This is a genomic window from Desulfosporosinus meridiei DSM 13257 (assembly GCF_000231385.2).
Taxonomy (GTDB): Bacteria; Bacillota; Desulfitobacteriia; order Desulfitobacteriales; family Desulfitobacteriaceae; genus Desulfosporosinus; species Desulfosporosinus meridiei.
This window is the reverse complement of record NC_018515.1, coordinates 2,106,150-2,128,208: the sequence shown is the minus strand read 5'-3', so window position 1 is coordinate 2,128,208 and position 22,059 is coordinate 2,106,150. Positions and strand designations below refer to the sequence as shown.

The 22,059-nt window shown below is 39.8% G+C and carries 20 protein-coding genes and 2 pseudogenes; 5 read left to right on the top strand and 17 right to left on the bottom strand.

The window, feature by feature from the left end:
- Positions 1 to 393: 393 nt before the first annotated feature.
- Positions 394 to 1,521: a hypothetical protein gene (locus tag DESMER_RS09780; RefSeq protein WP_014902885.1), complete on the top strand. Its 1,128-nt coding sequence runs from the start codon at positions 394 to 396 to the stop codon at positions 1,519 to 1,521.
- Between the two features lie 172 nt (positions 1,522 to 1,693).
- Here the strand turns inward: DESMER_RS09780 and DESMER_RS09775 are convergent, their stop codons facing one another.
- The 6 genes from DESMER_RS09775 to DESMER_RS09745 form a co-directional block, all read right to left on the bottom strand.
- Positions 1,694 to 2,113: a hypothetical protein gene (locus DESMER_RS09775; protein WP_014902884.1), complete on the bottom strand. Its 420-nt coding sequence runs from the start codon at positions 2,111 to 2,113 to the stop codon at positions 1,694 to 1,696.
- Between the two features lie 153 nt (positions 2,114 to 2,266).
- Positions 2,267 to 3,022: a hypothetical protein gene (locus tag DESMER_RS09770; protein ID WP_042333625.1), complete on the bottom strand. Its 756-nt coding sequence runs from the start codon at positions 3,020 to 3,022 to the stop codon at positions 2,267 to 2,269.
- 868 nt (positions 3,023 to 3,890) lie between these two features.
- The gene (locus DESMER_RS09760) at positions 3,891 to 4,547 is read right to left on the bottom strand and encodes a response regulator transcription factor (protein WP_014902882.1); all 657 of its coding nucleotides are present in this window, start codon (positions 4,545 to 4,547) and stop codon (positions 3,891 to 3,893) included.
- Between the two features lie 15 nt (positions 4,548 to 4,562).
- On the bottom strand, positions 4,563 to 6,902 hold the full coding sequence (locus tag DESMER_RS09755; RefSeq protein ID WP_014902881.1) for an ATP-binding protein: 2,340 nt from the start codon (positions 6,900 to 6,902) through the stop codon (positions 4,563 to 4,565).
- Positions 6,903 to 6,960: 58 nt separating this feature from the next.
- Positions 6,961 to 7,125 carry a competence pheromone ComX gene (comX, locus tag DESMER_RS09750; protein ID WP_014902880.1) on the bottom strand — a complete coding sequence of 55 codons (165 nt, stop codon included), beginning with the start codon at positions 7,123 to 7,125 and terminating at the stop codon, positions 6,961 to 6,963.
- A 107-nt stretch (positions 7,126 to 7,232) separates the two neighbouring features.
- Entirely contained in the window at positions 7,233 to 8,147 is a 915-nt protein-coding gene (locus DESMER_RS09745) for a polyprenyl synthetase family protein (protein WP_014902879.1), read from the bottom strand.
- Between the two features lie 441 nt (positions 8,148 to 8,588).
- On the opposite strand from DESMER_RS09745, the gene DESMER_RS09740 reads away from it, so the two are divergent.
- Both DESMER_RS09740 and DESMER_RS09735 read left to right on the top strand, forming a co-directional pair.
- Positions 8,589 to 9,239, top strand: coding sequence for a hypothetical protein (locus DESMER_RS09740; RefSeq protein WP_014902878.1), 651 nt, complete (start codon positions 8,589 to 8,591; stop codon positions 9,237 to 9,239).
- 346 nt (positions 9,240 to 9,585) lie between these two features.
- Positions 9,586 to 10,596, top strand: a complete 1,011-nt coding sequence (locus DESMER_RS09735) for a uroporphyrinogen decarboxylase/cobalamine-independent methonine synthase family protein (protein ID WP_042334427.1) — start codon at positions 9,586 to 9,588, stop codon at positions 10,594 to 10,596.
- Positions 10,597 to 10,671: 75 nt separating this feature from the next.
- Here DESMER_RS09735 and DESMER_RS09730 read toward each other — a convergent pair whose 3' ends face one another.
- Positions 10,672 to 11,778, bottom strand: coding sequence for an NADH:flavin oxidoreductase (locus tag DESMER_RS09730; RefSeq protein WP_014902876.1), 1,107 nt, complete (start codon positions 11,776 to 11,778; stop codon positions 10,672 to 10,674).
- Between the two features lie 283 nt (positions 11,779 to 12,061).
- Between DESMER_RS09730 and DESMER_RS09725 the strand changes: the two genes are divergently transcribed.
- Together DESMER_RS09725 and DESMER_RS24845 are read left to right on the top strand one after the other, a co-directional pair.
- Complete coding sequence (locus DESMER_RS09725) at positions 12,062 to 12,265, top strand: hypothetical protein (protein WP_014902875.1); 204 nt, start codon at positions 12,062 to 12,064, stop codon at positions 12,263 to 12,265.
- Between the two features lie 217 nt (positions 12,266 to 12,482).
- A complete protein-coding gene (locus tag DESMER_RS24845) occupies positions 12,483 to 12,641 on the top strand; it encodes a hypothetical protein (RefSeq protein WP_345787940.1) in 159 nt (52 codons plus the stop codon).
- 234 nt (positions 12,642 to 12,875) lie between these two features.
- Here DESMER_RS24845 and DESMER_RS09715 read toward each other — a convergent pair whose 3' ends face one another.
- The 10 genes and pseudogenes from DESMER_RS09715 to DESMER_RS09670 form a co-directional block, all read right to left on the bottom strand.
- Positions 12,876 to 13,589, bottom strand: a complete 714-nt coding sequence (locus tag DESMER_RS09715) for an ABC transporter permease (protein WP_014902873.1) — start codon at positions 13,587 to 13,589, stop codon at positions 12,876 to 12,878.
- Positions 13,589 to 14,539: an ABC transporter ATP-binding protein gene (locus DESMER_RS09710; protein WP_014902872.1), complete on the bottom strand. Its 951-nt coding sequence runs from the start codon at positions 14,537 to 14,539 to the stop codon at positions 13,589 to 13,591. Before DESMER_RS09710 ends, DESMER_RS09715 begins: the two co-directional genes overlap by 1 nt.
- A 322-nt stretch (positions 14,540 to 14,861) precedes the next feature.
- On the bottom strand, positions 14,862 to 15,911 hold the full coding sequence (locus DESMER_RS09705; protein ID WP_014902871.1) for a HAMP domain-containing sensor histidine kinase: 1,050 nt from the start codon (positions 15,909 to 15,911) through the stop codon (positions 14,862 to 14,864).
- Positions 15,908 to 16,582, bottom strand: a complete 675-nt coding sequence (locus DESMER_RS09700; protein WP_014902870.1) for a response regulator transcription factor — start codon at positions 16,580 to 16,582, stop codon at positions 15,908 to 15,910. Before DESMER_RS09700 ends, DESMER_RS09705 begins: the two co-directional genes overlap by 4 nt.
- A gap of 133 nt (positions 16,583 to 16,715) precedes the next feature.
- Entirely contained in the window at positions 16,716 to 18,128 is a 1,413-nt protein-coding gene (locus DESMER_RS09695) for a DUF4179 domain-containing protein (RefSeq protein ID WP_014902869.1), read from the bottom strand.
- Positions 18,128 to 18,685, bottom strand: a complete 558-nt coding sequence (locus DESMER_RS09690) for a sigma-70 family RNA polymerase sigma factor (RefSeq protein ID WP_014902868.1) — start codon at positions 18,683 to 18,685, stop codon at positions 18,128 to 18,130. Before DESMER_RS09690 ends, DESMER_RS09695 begins: the two co-directional genes overlap by 1 nt.
- Before the next feature lie 306 nt (positions 18,686 to 18,991).
- Positions 18,992 to 19,288 carry a hypothetical protein gene (locus DESMER_RS09685; protein WP_148275272.1) on the bottom strand — a complete coding sequence of 99 codons (297 nt, stop codon included), beginning with the start codon at positions 19,286 to 19,288 and terminating at the stop codon, positions 18,992 to 18,994.
- Positions 19,289 to 19,807: 519 nt separating this feature from the next.
- Positions 19,808 to 20,382, bottom strand: a pseudogene (locus DESMER_RS09680) (Uma2 family endonuclease).
- A gap of 241 nt (positions 20,383 to 20,623) precedes the next feature.
- Entirely contained in the window at positions 20,624 to 21,100 is a 477-nt protein-coding gene (locus DESMER_RS09675; protein ID WP_014902865.1) for an SAM-dependent methyltransferase, read from the bottom strand.
- 124 nt (positions 21,101 to 21,224) lie between these two features.
- A pseudogene (locus tag DESMER_RS09670) lies at positions 21,225 to 22,039 on the bottom strand (MerR family transcriptional regulator).
- Positions 22,040 to 22,059 lie beyond the last annotated feature (20 nt).

The following is a 22,059-nucleotide window of genomic DNA, read 5'->3' as shown; positions in this document are numbered from 1 at the left end:
ATGCAACCCCACCAAATAACCACAAAAATCCTAGTCTTCTATCACTTATATAATGCAAAATTGTTAGTATTAGTGCAAATGAAATTCCCCCGTATAAACCAAATTTAATGGGATTAAACTTCACTTTTTAACACCTCCCTCGTAAGATAATAGACTCGGCATTAGCCGAGGCGGTTGGGACAAGTGTTTTCCTGAACCAACCTTATAGCATTCCTCCCTCTTTTAGTGGGAGGAATTTTGCTTTTCATCACGTTTAACTGGAAATTCATGAGTAATAAAAATTTACTCAATTGACCAAAAACGCCTTAAAAACACTTGACTTTTCCAAATCAACTCCATAATCGCTTGACGAGGGTTTTTATTCCCTTGATTACAAAATTTGGGGTTGGTTAGTTGAAACCTATTTTAATTTCTCATGAACTCTATCAGGATTCCGTTCTTCTTCGTCTCCGCCGATATTATTCTAGTGGGATCTTTGTCGTTGTCAATAAAGACTGGCCTTTGGTTGCAAAATTCTGGCGAACCGATTTGTCTTACATCACCATACTGCTTCACGATGGCTATGACGCTAAAGGCCCTGAACCCCGTGATCCTGCTTCCATGCTTCGTTCTTATCTTCTCTTTCTCATGACAAAACCTGAAATCGGTCTTACTGAATGGGTTAATGAAATGAGGCGGATTCCCTACTACGCTATCCTTAGCGGCTTCGAACCTGGTAATCTTCCCGGTGTCGGTACTTTCTACGACTTCTTCAAACGCCTTTGGGGTTCCAGCAGAAACAATCTCAAACCTAAAAAGCTAGCGAAGCGCACGCGAAAACCTAAGAAGGGTAAAAAGGGTGAAAAAGCTCCGACGACCACGCCGGGAAAGGTTAAACGTCTGGTCGATTGGATGATTCGTCACGCTGACAAGAAATCGAACTTACCAAGCGATCGATTGTTCCACTTTTTTCAGACTCAAATCCTTACCGTTTCGGCTAATCTTGGTTTACTTGGAGACACGAATACCCTTACTGTGGCTGGTGATGGAACACCCATCGTTACTTCGGTTTATGCTCGCAGTAAATCAACCTGTGATTGTCGTGCCCAAGGCCTTGCTGATTGCAACCATCCTCGTATCTACTCCCAACCCGACTGCAATGCGGGTTGGGACAGCGCCCGAGAGAAGTACTTCAACGGTTACCATCTCTACATGATTTCCGCAACGGACAGTAACTACGATTTGCCACTGTATCCAAGGCTGCAGCCAGCTTCCAGGCATGATGCTGTCAGTCTCATCGTCAGCTCAGTTAAATTCGAGCAACGTTTTACCTTGGGAACGGTGTATAAAATGCTGTTGGATGCTGCTCATGATGCCGATGCCATTTACCGCCTACTGCTACTTGTAAATCAGGATGAACGGCTATTCCCGTGTCAATTACGGCTACTTTTACTCCGTGTCCAGTATACGAAAACTCCATGCCTTTGGAGCAGCAAATTTAGTAATTCCCCAATCAACAATTTGAGAATCGGTATGAACTAAGGTATCATCCTCATCAGATCAATATTAGGATCTTTATGCAATTAACTTAGATAAATCAGCTACATAATATTACTGTAAACAACTGCTCAATAACAGGACATGTTATGGTGCTTAAGGGTACACAGGCTGTCCACACAAAACGTGACCCGTGAGGCACGCCCTCTTCCATAGGCTATTGTACCGGAATATTCTGCATTCTAGCCCAGATTGACTTGATTACAATCTCATACAATAGCAAACAAAAAATTATGTAAAATACAATTGCCGCCGTTAGACAGAGATAACAATAATTTTTTGCCTCAGCAAATTGGGCTACTTGCAGAAAAGATGCAAATATAGCATTTAAAGTGGCAATAATTATGGACATGTACTTAAGATAGACCGAGCGGATTATATACAGACTTAATAATGCCAAAGTAAGCGAGGATGCAACACCTAATAAAGCCAAGGTGACACTGTTTATAGGAAAGAATAACACTTGGTTACATGCAGCACAACCTTTAAGAAAATGTTTTTCCCACGCGGTGTAACTTAGCAATATAGCATTGAACACAGAAAGAAGAGTAACTATCCTCAAACTTAGTTTATTCATAACGTTTTCCCCCTGAGTCTAACATTTTTGATTGTTTTAAGTTTACCTTTGTCTAGCCAAATTCACATCCAATAATTCATTACAGGAATGTTCCTTTTACGATTGTTTGGTTGGAAATCAGATTAGACCTCCAACCAAATCGTTGATTTGTAATTATGGATAAAAACCTAGGTCTTGGCACATCCAATCACAGTTATACCATGCAGCACCACTACATATGATACCATAAACAACTCCACAAATAATAGGACAAGTAGCGGTGCCAAAGGGTGCACATGCTGCCACACAAGCGAAGTAACCAGTAAGACCACACCCACCTCCATAGGCGATCACTCCGCAGACGAAGGTACATATGGTGTAACTGGTGGAGGAAGCCGTCACATCACTTCCTGAATTTTTCTTGGCGTTTGTAGCTAGAGGACCATCTTTCCAATTTACTTTTGTATCTTTGCCAACCAATTCTACAGTAGAAGTTTGATAGACTTTTCCATCTACAATATCAAATACATCTATAGTTTTATTACCGTCTGTACTTCCAAAGAGTCCCGCCCCTGCTTTAATTATTCCGTTTGCATTTGTATAAACTATCTGGATATCTTTTGGTTTTTTGGAACCCAAAATTAGGACATCCCCTTGCTTGTTATCGTAGTTCCATCGAAAAGCTCTAGTGCTATCGATCTTTAAATTATTCACGTTCATTTCAGTTAATAGACTTTTTACCTCTTCACTCTCTAGTGCCTGTTTTGTTATGTTCTCAACTTCTACTCCTTTAAGTTCAACATAGCTGGGGCTACTTTTTTGAACTAATTGAGTTGCAGCAAGAGCTCCTGAAATGGGTGTTATTAACATAATCGCTGAGAGAGTGGTTAGTAAAACAGCCCGTAGTCGTTTACCAATTTTTCCTATCACTTTAGACTTCCCCCCAATATTTTTTATTGCCTTTTGGAATTCGCCAATTAGATAGCAAAACAATTTTTTGAAGAACATCAAAATTGAGCCCTCGTGAAGAAATTTTCCTGGGGATAAAAATCAAAATAATTTTCTCCTCCTTATTTAAAGCTCCCTTCACAAATATCCCCAGTAGGTGTAGTATAAAAATTACCTACTATTTTGTGTAGGGGCGAACGCCTTCAGATCATTTGTTACTTTGCCGGTATGGATGATCTGAGGGCATCTTTATTTAAATGGCGAAAACCATTTAAATACAATAAAGTCTACTCAACTCCTCACCGGATACTAGTTTAATGAATACAAGTTCAACTAGTTCTTCCTTTTCTTCCTTTATAAGCACCAATCTCCTTGACTTCACCTCTTTGATTGAATATTATCATCCAAATTAATCCATTAGAGTGATATTTTGGATCCACTGTTTAAACAAAAAAGATCCACAGTGTGCATCGACAGTACCACTCGACTTCACTCCAGAGCAGGCCTTGACATGGGGTCACATGTCAAGGCTCGACTTCAAAGAGTTTCTTGCCTTGAAGGTTAGTTTTCACAAGAGTTGGATCTTCATGATCAAGGTGGATTTATTTCAGTACACCAGTGATATTATTCCAAGATATTGTTTTTTTGGCAAATTACACCGCATCCATTACAATTTACTTTACCATAATCTAAATACTAATGCACCGAAAATCTTACTGCAAGATACCGCAATTCCTTTATGTAACCGCAAACCTATTTATAAAGATGCCAGATACGACCCAAAAAAGGACCTCACGGCCCTGTAACATTTTTCAGATTACTATTTTAACCCAAATTTCAAAACTAATAACTATATAAAATCCTCACTAGGAATAAGCCCAAGGCGCTTAGCTTCAACAATTGCCTCCGCCCTAGAGCGTACGTTTAACTTCCCAAAAATCCGCGTCAAATTATACTCAACCGTTCGTTGACTTATCAATAAAATATCTGCAATTTCCCTGTTACCCTTACCTTTAGAGACTTCTCTCAAAATCGCTTGCTCCCTTTCATCAATTGAAATACCTTTTATTTCTTCATTCACTGAGGCAGCAACTCTAGCATCATTACGCCTTAGCTGATGTAATAGGGATACGGGTATAACGGCCTCACCATGCAAGGCACAGCGGATCGCCGTTATAAGCTGCTCTCGCGATGCTGTTTTACTTACGAACCCAGCAACACGGGATTCAACTAGAACATTAAAATGAGGAGCAATATCGTAACCTGAATAAATTATAATCGGGGTATCCGAATTTGTCGTGATTACTCTCCGAGTTAATTCCAATCCATTGATTACCGGCATATTCAAATCAAACATCAGAACATCAAAAGTCTGGTTATTTATTAATTCTAATGCCTCCATACTGGAAGTTACCACAGTAACTTGCATTTCCACGTCTTGCTCAATCATGCTTTTTGTACCTTCACCAACTGAGGGATGATCATCGACTAATAAAATTTGAATCACTTTGTCCCTTCCCCCTTAAACAACTTGTTCACTTACTCTGGACATCATCTCTACCACCATGCAAATTGAAACTTCCAATCCTTTACCCAGACTTGAATGAAGACTTGTATTACCCCCAAGACTTGAAACTCGTTCTTTGATTCCAGATAACCCCATATGGCTAAGTGAAGATTTTAAGTTGTTTAGATCTATACCAATACCGTTATCTTGATACCTAAATTCTAAAATATCATTACTATTAGATAACGAGATATTAACTTCTGTTGCTTTGGAGTGTTTTGCTGCATTTGTCAACAACTCTTGGACAATTCGGTAAAGGGCTAATACATGTTCATAATCCAAATTCATACTGAAATCTTTTGAATCGAAATTAACAACGTAATTTGTTCGCAATTGGGCATTGGCAAACAAATTCTTTAACGCTTCTACAATCCCTGATTCCCTTAGTAAAGGCGGAAATAATTCATTGCAGGTTTCCCGAATTTGATGTGTTACATCTAACATTCCTTCTGCCAGATTATTCAATTGCTTCTTCAGATCTTCCGGGATTTTTTCATCTTCTAATATTATTTCCAGCTTTCGATACCACAGCAATTGATGTTGCAGCGCTGAATCATGTAAATCTAAGGCAAGACGTCGTCTCTCTTTTTCCGATAAGTTAAATAGAAGACGCATTACCCAAGGATGCTCTGGGTCTTTTTTGCTAACCGCTTCCTCTAATTTTACGGTTAATCCCTCAATTAAGCGTAAGTTTTCATAGACTAGGCTGGCATAAGAAGCGATTGTTCTAAGCCATACTTTTTCATGTTGATTAAAAGAAGTTCGATTTTGCTTTTCTCTAATCCATACCAGGTGAATTTTGTCCTCCGCCTTACTTACTATAAGCAAAACTTCACTATCTATATCGATTAATTCTCCAACGGAAATCGATCTGATATTGTTATTTAACCAATTAATGTTTTCTTCAGTCGGATAATTCGGATCCCCTTTTTTTATTACCAATGAATTGTCTGTCAGGTCCATTGCGAACAAAGAAATAGATTTCACCGGTAAGACTTGCATGACTTCTATGATTAATTCTTCTTCCAGTTCAGCTGGCTTCATCACCCTGGAAATAGTCTGGGAGAAACGGTCTAAGCTGGCTTGGAAATTATACTTTTCTCTAAATAATTTTGAACGAAAACTGAAATCAAGCTCTTCTTTGATATACAGAAACACTATGATTCCTATATAAGCAACAAGGCCAACATGAATCCCCTGAAGAAAAGTAATTTCTCTTACAATATAGATTACAATCAATAAAAAGAGCGTAGTAGGTATGAGGCAGATTATGGAGTAATATCGTATACGGCTAATGATAAAATCGATATCAAACAAGCTTTTTGCTGTAATTAGATATAAAAAAACAACCGGAAGAAATACTAAGAAAACCGCCCCTAAAGCCCCCGGTATAAGTTCAACCCCGAATAGAATACTTGGTAGACCCACTAATACGACAAAGGGGAAAAAGGACAGTATAAAACCTACTATTATAATTTTAAAAACAGGTTTGTGCACGGTATTTCTATAACGCATATACCGAGAGATAATAATGTAAAAACATAGAAGAATGCTTACTGAAAAGACAGCCAGAAAGGAATACCTGATAATCGATAACCTTCCGCCGAAGATCTGAAACAATGAAAGAATAACAAGCAGCAACCCATTTATTCCATACAATGCAAACAAGAGCCTACGACTATACAAAATAAGTCCATGTTGCAAAAAATAAACTCGTAAAAATTCCAAAAATAGTACGGGGATTAAAGACAGTGTAATTCGATTGATGTATATCCCGAGAATATCTATCCTAGCAGAAGCCCCAGAACTTAAGTAGCTAAACCCTATGGCAATAAAAAAGAGAATGAGGAGAAGAGCAGCCTTATCATCCCTTTTCTTAATATATAGAAACAGGGAAAAAATAAAGAGAATCCCAAAGACTAGTCCTGGTATCAAAATGTGATACCAAATCAAATCTTGAGTGGCAGTATTGGTCACCTTATATAAAATCAATTCGTCACTTTTATTAATTGTTAATGTCTCTGCCTGTTCAATGATACCATATTGACTGACGGTAAAATGCTCGCTAGGCTTATTTTGGTTGATCAATGCTACAGTATCTCCAGCCTTGATTCCTTGTTGATTGGCCCAACCAAGATGATCGACATTAGATATCTGCCATTTACCTGCTTCATTTTCCACCACGTTTAGGCCGATGTAAGGAACGTTTAGGCTGACAAAGGGCAGGTAATAGATCAATATTAAAATTATTCCGGCAGAAGATAGCCACATGCAACGTCTTTTCAGGTCTCCCATTCACAAATCTCCTTCATTAAAGAAAAGTCAGGATTTATCCTGACTTTTCTTTAATTTCTTACCAATACTGCAATGGCCCAACGACGCTGGGCTCATCTTCAAAGCTATCAATAACTGCCTGCTGCTCCATCTTTGTTAATCCTACTAAGCTTGCAGAGCCTTCTTTAACTTTCTCTTTTACATCCGGGTTTTCTATTAAGTATTCGACAACATTTTGTAACATACCCTTTTTCTCTCCTTTAATTTATTTAATATACTATCATATAATCCATCAAATAGCCCCGCAAACAGGACTGCGGGTTCCCGCAATTGTATTGCGGGGCAACTACATTATATAAATTGCAATAGCTTTTCCTTCCACTTATTTTCTATCCCTATTTTATCTATCAGTTCAATCGCCTTTTGTTGATTTACTTTCATAATAACCCGCGTATATTCAAAAACACCAGATTTTTGAATTAACTCTTGAATTTCTTCCTTACTTTGGATTAATTCTTCCTTGTTTAACTTGCCGCTAAAATAGTCCTTCACAAACTGATATTGGGGTCTTGAATTCTTGAATAAATACAATGTGAGGAGAGTTTTCCTTTTGTTAATCAGGTCATCTTTTTCATCCCAGCGGCAAGTATCCTTGATATCATTCCTTATTTGGGCAATTATCCCAATATGTTCTCCGTATTTACTGACGATTTCATGATGTTTGTCAGAAGTAAGTATAGTACCTAGCAAACATGCCGAAGCCATAAGTGAACCTGATTTCCCCCTAACCATTTGGATGTAATCTTCTTCAGATTCAATATTGCCCATAAGATCAGAGTGTTGGCCATTAATCGCTTTAAGCACACAGGTATTTAAGCTGTCGTTGGCCATTACCTTCCTATCTTGATCAAACGATGTTTGTTCTAATGCTTTTGAACTAACCATCAGCAGACCTATAGCTATGTTCAAAACTAGAGCGTGATCCATTCTCTGCCAAGGTACGGAAAAATTATCCTGATCCTGCAAATCATCAAATATATCCAGAGAAAGAATCATTAGTTCAACTGCTGCTGCCGTATTAAAGATGTCTTTAGACTGCCCGCCAAACATTTGGTAATGCAAAATAACGAGCTGACCGAAGGGGAAATGACCGTTCATTTTGAAGGTAATGAATTCTGACATGTTTATTTTTAGTTCCTTCACCGGAAAATAGTCATTGACTAATTCTAACATTACCTGGCCGATAAGCTTCCAATCTTCTAGCATAAATTTGTTACCACCTATTCCGAACCAAAAGTAAACTATCTTTTTACAGCAAGTAGTGCCGACCCCTGAGAGGGTTTATGTATTGGCTGAATCCTATACGAGCTACTTGGTTTCAATTTACAGTCACGTACCCGGCTAATGAAGAAACTTCATCTAGTTTTATACTCTTTCATTATGACATAACGTTTAGTCAAAATTTGGCGAACGAAGTCACAATGATGATTTTCTTAAGTGATAGCTCTATAAGACGTTAATGAGTGCCTCTTTTGTCTTTTAGGAAAGCCTATTTTCTTCTTATGGATAAGGTCTCCAAGTCTGACAGTATGTTTTAAAAATCGATTTGCGAAAACCGCAAAGTATTGCGGTATCTTGCAGTGAGTTTTTCGGTGCAAAAATATTTTGATTATTGTAAAGTAATTGTAGGATGGAGGTTTTAGATTTATGATTATTAAGAAAAAAATAATTAATACTATAGCCATAGTTGTTTTAGGTTTAGGGCTGGCATTAGGCGCTTATGCTATAAATAACGATAAGGAAGTTTTAATTCCAGCAGCAAATGTCGATGTAAGTGAATTGCCGATATATCCAATGAGGAGTTCTTTTGTAATTAATTTGGATAATCCCAATGCAAATGTTGGATTTGTTGACTATGTTTTTGTGGGTAAAGTAGTAAAGAATCACGGAACTGTTTATTCAGAACGAGTGACTACGGTGGCTCAATATGCTGGAACTAAAGAGACAAGTGCACCTTACACGATTTATGAAATTGAAGTCATCGACAACATAAAGGGAAACTTGAATATAAATACTCCTATTGAATTCCGGAAAGATGGTGGTATTTCAGCAGATAAAAAAGCAGTATATGTTTTTGAAAATGACGAACTTCCAGCAGAAAACAAATACTACATCTTTTCCGGCAGTGCAGGAAATGATGGTTCAATTATAATATCCGGACCAAATTCAAACATACCATTGAATGCCTCTGACAAACAAGATATATTGTCATCAAAGCAATACAAAGAATATAAAAACGCCTTTGAAAATCAAGTGAAAGTTCAAAGAGAAAGATCCGTTTCAAAATTCAGAGAATGATTTACCGATTTTGTATTAATGGTAACAAGGGGATTCGAGGGAATTCCCCAACTTAGTGTAATTTAGCTTAAGTTCAACCAATGATAAAAATAACTCCTTTCCCGAATTGGGATGGAGTTATTTTAATCCGCAGGGGTTGTTTTTTTTCTATTGCCTCCCCCCCCACCGCAATTAAGCTAAGTAGTAATTTGTATGAATAATTAAAATTTAAATTATATTCTTTCGAATGTGATTATGATCAATATAAATAGCCACTCAATAAATTATACTATTTAATATAGTGTCAACGTTTTTAATGTCATTTGAGCACTATTACCGTGAGGAGGGAAGCTATGTGAAAAACGAAATGTTACCCGGTCGTGCTTTAACAACCGCAATGGGAATTTTACCTCATGTCAACTTAGAGGATGCCTTACGATTATCCCTTTCCGTGGATATTCCATTTTGGCCTCAACTACCCAAGTATCGCTTTAAAGAGGATATGTATGCGCAGTTTGCTCAGCACTTTCCCGGATTGATCATTGATGAAGAACATGAGATCTTGCGCTTTTCACATCAACTTTTTACTGAGCAACTTGATATTTACCTTGAAGAAAGTCAAAAGGATGATTATTTTGAGCTTACTCCAGATTTTTCGACTGCATTTCGTGCTTTCTTAAAACAGGATCTTTCTAATTATCCCATGGTGAGAGGCCAAACAGTAGGCCCTATTAGTTTCGGACTGAAGATTTGTGACGAGGATCTAAAACCGATGATCTACAACGATTTTGTCCGGGAAATTCTATATAATTTTCTAGTGCGAAAAATTGAATGGCAATATCAAGCATTAAGCAAAATCCACAAAAAACCGTTTGTCTGGTTAGACGAGCCTGGATTGGAAATGATATTTAATTCTTTTAGTGCCTACACATCTGAGTTGGCTCAAGGTGAATACCAATCCTTTTTAGCGCAATTACCCGGACCAAAGGGTGTTCACCTATGTGGCAATCCAGATTGGTCGTTTCTATTAGGTGCAAACTTAGACATTCTATCCGTGGACGCCTTTAGTTGGGGTCAAATTTTAGTTCGCTATACAGATGAAGTGAAAGAATTCCTTAAGGGTGGTGGAATTTTGACCTGGGGAATTACTCCTACCCTAACAACAGAGTTAAGTGAAGAGTCCGCGGAAAAACTGTATAAACGTCTGATGGAATTATGGGAGTTCTTAGGGAAACATGGCCTTGAAGAGAGTTTAATCTATGATCGCTGTTGGCTCGCTCCCTCCCGTTGCTGTTTAATTAATGCGGATGGAGTAAATAGTGTGGAACAATCTTATAAAGTATTAAAAGATATAGCGCAAAAAGTAATCAATTCTTAGTATGTTACCTCTTCTTTAAGGCAATCTATATAATTTCATATAACTATTCATTACAGTCCGCCGTTCTATCCTAAGCTACCTCTTTGGGCTTGAATATTTAGCTAAGCAACGTACTCCAGTTCCTTTTCTACCTGATTCCAAACAGGAATTGTCCGATTTGCATAGCGCTTTGCTGTGATCCCCTGATGCCCATCGGTTAATAAGACCAGGCTCCATAATAAAGGGTCTACACATAGAGATATAATCTACATCTCCGGTCTCTACGAGCTTTTCAGCTAACTCATAGGAACGTATTCCCCCAACCAGAATGAGCGGGATATCTATTTCACGTTTAAAGACCCGGGCTTCATTTCTAAAATAGGCCTCTTTTTCAAGGGAATTAATCCCTGTCCTGCTGGGTTCCAACCTGCCGGTTTTGATCACACCACCGCTCAATTCTATGGCATCGACACCAGCGTTGGCGAGTCTGTATGCAACTTGAAGAGAATCGTCCAGACTTAAGCCATTTTCAATAAAATCCTGACAGTTGAGTTTTACCAGGATAGGATAGTCCTGTCCAACCGTTCTTCGTATCCCTTGAATAATATCGAGATGTATTCTAGAACGATTATAAATACTTCCTCCGTATTCATCCTGGCGCTGATTAAAAGCAGGAGACAGGAATTGACTTAGAAGATAACCATGGGCCGAGTGAATTTGAATGCCATCAAAACCTGCTGCTTTAGCCCTTTCAGCAGCTTCAGCATAAGCCCCAGCCAGCTCCTGGATGTCCTCAATCGTCATTTCCCTGACGGATGTATTAGGCAAATCTTTCACAAGGGAAACAGCCAAGGCTGTCTGCCCGGTTAATTGCTGCGAGGCAAATCTTCCCGCATGGGCTAACTGCATTATAATTCTGCCGCCTGCAGCATGAACCGCCTCAGTCATTTCTTTGAGGCCGGGAATCAGACTGTCGCTATAAGCACCTAATTGATTGGGGCCCGCCTGTCCATCTCTACGAACATAGGAATGACCGGTAATGATTAGTCCTACTCCACCTTTGGCTAGTTCTTCCATTGCCCCAATTAATTCGAAAGTAACGGCTCCCTCATTACTTGCCAGCCCTTCCCAGGTAGCGGATCTTACAAATCGATTGGAAAGGTCTAGGTAGTTTATGGTCGTTGGGTCAAATAGTTTTTTCATTGGAATCACCTCCGTTTACCCCCTTCAACTTTATCTTTAAGCTAAGGTCGATTGCATAAATAGCTAATTCCCTTTATAACAAATTGATCTTTTTAATATCCGTGTCACTAAGTTCTACGACTAATTCAGCATTATATAAAAAACGATCCTTGATCTCTTCTAAAACCTCCGGAGCAGGTGGGGGAAGACTTCCACCAATTATCTCTATATTACTATATTTCCCTTCTAAATTGGTAAAATTGGGCATAATATTCTTGAACAACAATTTAGAAGGTGATATTATATGGACAAGGAAGATGTCAATAAGATTAATAAAGGGGGGGAAGATATGCAAGCAGTTCCTAAGGAAAAAGACTATAAAGGATTATCTATATCCCCTGAAAAATTAGAAAAAATTACTATAAAGCCCATTGTTAAAGATGGTAAACTATTGTTCGATAAAAACAATAAAGACCATCGCTACATCGTAGAAGAGGGAGAATACTGAGATCAATAAGTATGATTTTTCTTTAGGTGAGATTTTTTGGTCTGATGTAAATTACGAGGATATTCCTGGAGAATCTAAAACAAGACCAGTAATAATAGTAGGCAAGCAAGACGATGAGTTGTTAATTTTGGTCTCAACCACATCTCAAGCTCCAGACAAGTCACCAAAGTATTTTGATCGATATAAAATTCCTATTCCTAATTGGAGAAAATCGGGATTGGCAAAACCATCATGGGGATTGGGCTTTAAATTATTAAAAGTAACTAGAGAAGACTTTAAAACAACTATTAAGGATAAAGACTTTATCGGTAAAATGCATGAATGGGATTTAAAATATCTAGTACATCAAATTGAATTGATCCATGAATTTGAATGATCTCTATAAAAGTGGGGGTCTTTTTGTTATTATTCCGTTTTTTACAAAACATTTATCGAGCATTCAATTACGATCTGAATGAATTGAGGGGCACACAGACGGGAAAGAGATACACGTATTTCGGGTACGTCCCGAAAAATCAACACCGCCGCGAAAACTGCTTGAGGTATTTGTTCTCTTCCCCGTAACCCTGGCCGTAACTTTTAACACCGGCTGTGTGTTGTTGTCTAAAAATTAGGGCTGCTCAGCATATCTCCACCAGGCAAATGTTCCAACAACTCCCGCTATTCCCGTCAGGGCAAGAATAATTATGCTGCTTAAATTAAGGAAACCGGTGCTTTGGAATACCCCTGGGATTGTCCAGGGGAAATAGGGGGCAAATCCCATTGAGGCCAGTACATTGGAGCAAATAACAATTACCAGGATTAGAGCTAAGGGCGCTAAGTATCCTTTACTGACATTAGCCAGAAAGATCCCTGGTGTGGTCACAACAATAAACAACAGGGATGTTACCACAAAGCGCAAGAAAATATGCCCAATCAGAATAGCCGACCAACCTGTAAGCCCTAAAACACCACCGATGGCGAGGCTGACTGCAAACATATAGACGGAAAGCAATACATTCCAGGCTAATACTACCAGTAATTTTGCCATGACAATACGCGATCTGGATACGGGCTTGACCAGCAAATCCTTCATGGTTTTATCTGTAAACTCACGGCCGAATACCCAGGCCGCGATAAATGTGTAGCCGATAAGCCCCAGGGCAGCCAGATTTTTCACCAATTCTTCTAAATACATTTGCCAATTAAGATCACCGCCGTCACCGGATAGGATCCCAACTCCCATCATGATTGGTCCAAAGGCAAAAACAAGGAATACCAGCCCAAACACATTGGAGCGGATAATCTTACGAATTTCACAATGGAGAATAGAAAAAATAGTCATCAGTTAGTCCCCCTTACCATACCAATTGTGCGCAGAAAGTAGCCTTCCAGATCTTCCGTAATCACCCGAAGCATGGTTGGCGGCTGATTTGCTTGAACGAGGAGTTCCGCTAATCGCTCAGGGTTCTCAACTGCTTGGCTAGCAGTTAGTTTAAGCTGCCCATCCTTTGTTTCCTCAAATTCATAACCCTGTTCTTTAAGTACGCCCTTAAGGGCCATTTTGTTCCGTCCGGCCAAGACCAGGTTTTTCTGTAAGGATTTTTCCAGCTTCCCCATTTCTATTTCTTGAATAAGGTGACCCTTGTGAATAATTCCAATCCGTGTAGCAACTTTCGAAAGTTCTTCTAACAAATGACTGGATAAAAATACAGTTACCCCGGAATTTCCAGCTAAATCATCTAACATATTCCGGATCTCAGCAACTCCTGCCGGATCAAGACCATTGATCGGTTCATCCAGGATCAGAATTTCCGGATTGTGAATCATAGCTTTGGCGAGTCCCAAACGCTGCTTGTTTCCTAACGAAAGATGCTTCGCCTTTTTCTTTTTGTGGGGCTCCAGCCCCAGTTTACCCATGACCCGCTTTACAGATTCCCCGTCAGATACTCCTTGCATTCGGCGGGCTATGTCAAGATTTTCACTGACAGTTAAATCAGGATAAAAAGCAGCTTCCTCTAAATAGCCTACCTTATCCCATAATTTATAGTTGCCGGCATGGATCTTTTCCCCCAGCATGTAAAGCTGACCGGAGGTCGGCTTGAGCAGCGCTAAAAGGGTTTTTATGGTGGTTGTTTTTCCGGCGCCGTTCAGCCCCAGAAATCCAAAAATCTCTCCTTGTTTCACCTCCAGAGACAGATTGTTCAAAACCTTATATTCACCAAAATTTTTGTGCAGGCCTTGAATTTGGATTGCAGCTGATCCTTGGGAATTTTGCCTGGAGAATATACTCATAATCTTCAGCTCCTTGTTTTCTAGTTGCTTCATATTAACAATTCAATCTCAACTCAAGGTCAACTTTCAGCCCTCTTCTAATTAATAAAGGAGCTTAAACACTCCTTTACCCAATTTTTATAGGTTTCCTTACCTAATGGCTAGAAAAATTGGCTGGCGCAGGTCAATGCCATAGTTGTCTTCACATCTATTGTCCATCGTAAGGTATATACATGAAAGTTATACTTTCTAAGTAGTACAAGTAAAAGAAGGGCCTGCAAATGGTCTAATCAATCCATTTGCAGGCCCTTCTTTAAGGCCAGGAAATTTGCTAAATACAGATCTAACTGCGGATATAATCCTCCGGCAGCCCCGAAGGCAAGAAAACTGTGAAAGTGCTGCCTTTGCCCGGGCTGCTTTCAACTTCGATCTGGCCGCTGCAGAGGCGAACAATCTTTTCAACCAATGTCAGTCCCAGTCCATTCCCGCTCATGGCATGGGAGGTGTCCCCTTGATAGAACTTGTCAAAGATATGTTGTTTTGTTTCCTCGTCCATTCCCTGCCCATTATCCCGCAAACTAAAGCGTATCCAAGAATTAATGCTGCTTAAACTGACTTCTAATTTCCCGTCGTTATCGGCGAATTTCACAGCATTATCCAGTAGGTTTATCCAGATTTGCTGGAGCAAAGGGACATTGTTATAAATATTAATACTCTCCAAATCTACCTCTAAGGAAAGATTTTTAGCACTCCATTTGGGTTCCAGTATAAGTATAGCCCTGCGAATTTGTTCATCCAGAGGATAAGCTTCTTTTTCCCTAATGATCTCCGTGCTTTCAACCTTAGATAAATTCAGTACATTCGTAGAAAGGTCAACCAATCTTTGGGATTCCTGAATGATTATATCTAAATATTCTGCTGCCTCTTCTCTGCTTAAACCGCCTTGCTGCAAAAGTTTGGCAAAACCTTTAATCGAAACAATGGGCGTCTTAAACTCATGGGAAAAATTGTTAACAAAATCCCTGCGCAGCATTTCAATTCCCGCAAGTTCCCGGACCATTTTATTAAAACTCACAGCCAGGCTCTCCAGCTCCGGGATGTTACTGCCTTGAACCGTAACGGTAAAATCCCCTTCGGCTACCTCTTCAATAGCTTCAATCAGATTACGAACAGGCTTAACCATCCACCTGCTCAGGAGAGCGGTGACAGACGTTCCAATCGTTACACTTGTCAGCAGCAGGGCAAAAAAACCTATATAACCATTTGCCAAAAAGCTGCTGCCAAAAAAATATTCCAGTAAATATGTACATAGTCTGCCAATTACAACGGACATAACCATAACCAAAAAGACAAAGACAACCAAGGAAACAGCCAGGCTCATTCTCTTTTTCATGTCCGCTTTACCGCCTTATAGCCCAGTCCGCGCACAGTAACCAGCTCAAAATCAGGGTTATCTTTAAATTTTTCGCGCAGCCTGCCCATATGAACATTCAGGGTATGCTCATCGGTTTCAGTATCGGGGCCCCATATCTCATCCATTAATTGCAGACGGGTAAAAATCACATTTGGATAACTCAACAATTTAAAGAGTAAATAGAATTCTTTTTGAGGCAGGGTCATTTTATCCCCGCCACGGGTAACAGTAAGAGTATTATAGTCCAAAGTGGTAGTACCGATGGTTAGTTTGTGCTCATTGATAATTTGTGCCCGGCGCAGTAAAGCCTTGATGCGCAGCAGCATTTCCTGCTCGTCAAAGGGCTTGGTCATATAATCGTCTGTTCCTGCCAGGAAGCCCCTGTGTTTATTCCTAATTTCTTGTTGTGCCGTGATCATCAATATAGGAATATTGTCTCCTGCATCACGCAATTCTTCACAAAGCTGGTAACCGTCCATTCCCGGCATCATCAGATCCAGGATTATTAAATCAAAATACTGTCTTTCCATCCTATTTAAAGCATCGAGACCATCTTTTGCCCCAAAAGCATTGTACCCTCCCCGTTTTAGGACAGCGCAGATCAGCTTCTGGGTATTCACGTCATCTTCGACGACCAAAATGTTAAACATTAATTCATCTCCCAGTAATGGTCTTGAACCTCACTTATCTCTTAGAAATATAATCCTTTCTTCCGGGCATTGCAATGGATAGAAATCAACAACTGCCATATCATCAATGTACCGTCCATTATGAATCGGGATTCTACTTGAGTTCAATTGTAAACTGACTATTCTCCAGGAGCTCCTCGTCTTCAAACCTGCTTGTGCAGGCAGTATACCCTTTACTGAGGTCAAGAAGCGGGAATACCTTCGTGAATTCCTGGGGATGCGCCGCGTCCCTTCGAATATCATAATTTTTGGCTGCCACACTTTCCCCGGCAGCATCTTTGATGTATAGGGCTTTACCCTGGTGATAGGGTGCTTTGCCTGCAGCCGTATAGCGGATGATCGTTTCTCCCTTCTCGTTGGCAATCTCCCTGATAATCAGTTTGCCTATCTTGCCCTGGGGAAGCTCAAGGGGGAATTTGCCGTCTAAAACTCTGCTTTCACTGGGAATTTCTGTGGTTTGGGCAACCCTAGTTTTCTGATTACCAGGTTTCATTCCAAGCTTGACTTCTTCGGGCAAAATCTGAAGGCAAGGAATGACGGTAAGACAAGGCGGGATGCCCTTTGTTTTTTCAAACTGCATCGAGCCTGTAAAGGGGCCTATGCCATGCTGGCTTGAGCCCTTAGGCACAAGCTCTACTCCCTGATTATCAAAGGCGATCCATGTGTAATGAGGTATCATGTTTACTGTTGCTTGATCCTTATAAACTCCGCTATAAAATATCGTCGTGTCAATGGGGGATAAAACCACTTTGTCGATGGTTATCACCTGGTCCGGCAGATCAACTTTAACCTTGGTATTAAAGACCTTGCTGTTGTCAATCAGCTCGTCCTTCGACACGGTAAAGGCAAAATCCCAATTCCCCTCTACTCCCCATAGTTCTTTGACATTGATATCAACCTTCAGTTTATTAAAGAATAAAGATGGATCATATTTAAACTCACATCTTCCGACGTAGGTAAAATCATCGGTAAACTCCCCTGTGGCACCGCCTCCATTTAAAGGACTGCCGTTAACCTTCGTAGCCTCAAACAAATCCGCCAAGGACAAATCATCAGCCTCAATTTTGCGGTCACTTTTCAGGGTATATCCTAAGATAATTTTTGTGTCGTCCGCCAAGGCTTCATTAATGGTCACTGTAATGCCATGATCAGTGACACTTTTATCCACCAGCTGGGAATAAGCTGCATAATCCCCCCGATAGCCGAATTTGTCACTAAACATCTGCAAAACCGAATTAACCAGAGGAATGTTCCTGGCCCAAACGGGAGACGTTGTTTCAAGAGCAATAGCGGCAGCCAGCAGGACAACAGCCGCAATGGAACCAAAGCGCAGGATTTTAAAAGACCGGGTACTTCTAATTTTTCGCTTAAGGGTTTTCTTGATTCTTTCTCTTTGCCATTCCGACACTTCATCCCCTGCGGGGTTAAGTCCTTCCTGATCCAACCGGAAATAATTTAACAGCTTTAAGATATCTTTTTCTTCCAGCAGCAGATTCTTATCAAACATTAGAGCATTTCTCCTTTCAAAAAGACCAGCTTTTCCTTTAAATACTGACGACCCCTTGAAAGCCGTTTATCCACGACATTCCTGTCCACTGAAAAAGCCCTCGCTATATTCTCAATTCCTTCACCCAGAAAATAGCGCCGGATAAAAATTTCTCGATCTTCATCCTTCAGATCATTGATTGCCTTCACAAGTTCTTTTCTATTTTCCTTTGTAACAACGATTTCTTCAGTTGAGATCTTTTCATACATATTTCCATCGCTGAAACTTACCCATTGACTTTGTTTGTTCAGCTTTCTCCTGCAATCAATTGCCTTATACTTTGATATAGCTGCGATCCAGGATTTAAAATCACCTTTTGTTTCATCAAAACTATCGATGTTGCACCACACTAGCCAAAAGACATCGTTCATGCACTCTTCAATCATTGCTTCACAGTTATTTGCAGGAAGCACGCTTCGGATCACTTTGCAAACCAAGTTGCTGTAATGGTCTACAACAAATTCCAGGGCTCTTTTATTCTTCTTTTTTATATTTGCAATAAAATTCAGGTTATCCATCCTTTATTTCGCCACCCTCTTCAATCCTCAAAAACTCTTCATAAATTAATACGAAGAGGAACCGCTTTTCTGACAAGATTTTTCAACTAATGAAAAATAAAGCATGCCATATCATCAAAGGGATAGTAACACATCAGAGTTTTACTATTTTTCCGCCCAGTCTCGCCAAGTAACTTGCGAAGCTCCGAAAATAAAAACTCCCCGATATGAAATTATCAATGAGGTGATTAGAAATTCGGCTATTTGAGTCTGATTAATCACTAGATTCACCAGATTCAAATAGCCGAATTTCTATTTCCTCTTAAATTAATGTTGTCTTTCGGCAATAATTGCAAAAATAACATCGACCCATTCTTTATCATTCCAAATATTAGGGTCATCAATCTTGCTAATTTCTCCTCTAACAATCCCATCAAGATAACTTGCATTACCTGCACTTTTAGAATACCAATCAGAAATGGATAGCTTTTCCTCTCTATTACTTATAATAAATTGATGTAACTCTCCAAACCCTCCAACATCTTGTTTAACATCTACAGTCATATCAATGAATGCATAGCCCTCATTTAAATGCCATTCTATATCCTTTAATCCAAAATTCAACTTTTTAACTCTATTATCATTGACATTGCAGGATGTCAATAATAGCAACAACAATATCATTATTGGAAGTCTATGTATTATTCTCCTCACTCCTTAGCAACTCCCCTTCAAAGAAATCGAGTAGAAGCAAACTTTTCTCCAACGGGCAATACGCCTAGAGTAGAGATTAGTTTGCCCCTTCACAGATCCCCGCAAGATCATTTATAGTTATACAAATATAAAATCCTTTTTGCATACCCTGGGTATACATCGCTTGCTTTCGCATTGTCATTATAATGACCATTTGCTGATCGACCAGTAACTAAAGCGCCTACTCGATCATCCAAAGGGTATGTTCGTAAATAGCCCCCACCTAGAATTAGATGAGGGCTATTGGCTACTTATTTGAATCAATTTAAATATAGTTGATCTTGTTCAATAATATTCCCTAACTCGGTAATCTTTCTGTTCTATCTTCAGTACCACAATTGTACTTTTGATTAAACGGAGCATCGCGTTTCATGATGCCCCCTAACCGAATCATCGAAAAACAGATTCCAAGGGTATAGTGAGATCTTCGAATAATTCTACTGGGATCTCATCGGGTACTGAGTATACCGTAGGTTTTCCATACTGGCCGTTCTGAAGAATAAATACCATAACTATTTCATCCAGGGGGTAGACGACCCAATATTCTTTAACCCCGGAACTTTCATAAAGGTAAGCTTTATCCCTAGGTCTTTTTTAAACGTTGACGGTGATAGTATTTCAATAATCATGTCCGGTGCTCCCAAACATCCACGATCATCAATTTTCTGAGGATCACACACCACTGAAATATCTGGCTGAACAACTTTATCGATTTCCGTATCAAGTGTATCGGATCCGGCTAGTCGAACATCAAACGGGGCCATATAGGCTCTACATCTATTTCCTTTGAGCCAATTTGCCAGTATGCGAAACAATTCTCCTAGAATTTCTTGATGTTTTGGCGTAGGGGCGGGAGTCATATTAAAAGGAACTCCGTCAATTAGCTCCCAGCGTTCGTCTTCCGGCCAGGTCAAATAGTCTGCGTAGCTGTAAGAGGCTGATAACTCTTTTGGAGTAGGTGGCATATAGACACCTCCTTTTCCCATATTATAACACATCCTTGGCATGAATATCATTATCTTAAAATTGAATACCTTATAGCGCAGATCAAATGCTTCGCCTTTTTCTTTTTGTGGCAGGGTCATTGTTCTCCCGCTGCGAGCACCAGTAAGGGGGTTATAATAGATAATCCTTTCTTCCGAGCATTGCAATGGATAGAAATCAAACAGATGCCACACTTTATTGTCATGTGACATCTGTTTGATTTTAAAAATTAAATTCATTCTCCCAATTAAAATCTTCCGATTCCTCTAAACTTTTAGGCCAATGGCTGCACCATTGCGGTACACTCGGGATTTCCGCCCTGTCAAGGCTTGGGGTATACGGCTTTATGTCAAGTACCGGTGTTCCATTATTAGCATCAATATAGGCAATTTGCAGAATGCCTTTTGCGTAGTCAATGCCAATAACCTGCGCCGTAGTTAAAGCCAAGGGATTTGGACGAATCGGTGACCTGGTGGCAAAAATGCCCATTACAGGCGGAGCGTTTTTATAGGGTTGGTGCGTTTCAAATATGTTTCTGGTTTCCTCATTATCAAAGTCACTGAACCACCAGATAACATTGATATGGCTAAATCCGTCTAATCCTTGTAACGCCGGGATATACCTCGGCTCAAGCTCAATGAACATTCCGTCGTCGTTTAGATTGATTTTGCCGATAGGAGTGATCTCAAAATTCTGCATAGTGCATACCTCCATTAATACTTGATTGATCTGCAAATTCAGTGTAGACCCTCTCATCATGTGAGAGTCAAGAATCCGATAGGATAGCTTAAAAAGCGTCTTGCAATCTGCAAAACGCTTTTCCTTATATCTTTTCCAGCGGTATTTGAAGTTCTGTTAAGTACTTGTCAGGGTTTTCCTCATTCCACGGCCCGCGATGAACGATTTGCCTGCTCTGCCCGCTCATTTTATATTGACTATGCCCTGCAGCCAGTTGGCGAAGGCAAGGTACGCCCCGGAAATGTTTTCAAAAGGGCCATAAACCATGGAACAGGCCATAATGGGTACAGGTTCCGTATTCCGATAGGTAAAACCACACCTATCCTGGCCTATGCGGGCCACAGGAGCACATATTTCCATATCGACATCTGTTTCCCGATAATCCGTGTCGTGATAAATGGTAAAGGTGTTGTTGGAAATGGGAATATTATTTTGACCTGCAAAAGCCGACATTTCCTTCCACAGTTGGCCCTCGGCATAATAATTACAGACAACCCGCCTTAAAGAAAACACCTGATAACTGGGTATGGATTTAAGAGAAACATTGTAATGTATCCTAATTTTTTCCTGCCGGATATCCCTCTTAGCCAGTTCAATTTTAGCTAGTTTTTCCTGCCCGGCTTTAATTCCGTTCTCAATTTCCAGACGTTTATGGTCAAGTTGATTGGCTATAAATTCATCCTCCCAATGGTTTAGCGCAACCGCAATTTCAGAAACATTAAACCCTAAATCCCGTAAAAAGATGATTTTATTCAAAACAGGAATTTGCTCTATGGAGTATAACCTGTAATTTGTAAATTTATCGATTTCAGCAGGTTTTAATAATCCTGTTTCATCATAATATCGCAACATTCGAATCGATACTTGGGCCAGTTTGGAAAATTCACCTATCTTAAACATATCCCCTCACCTCATTTTCT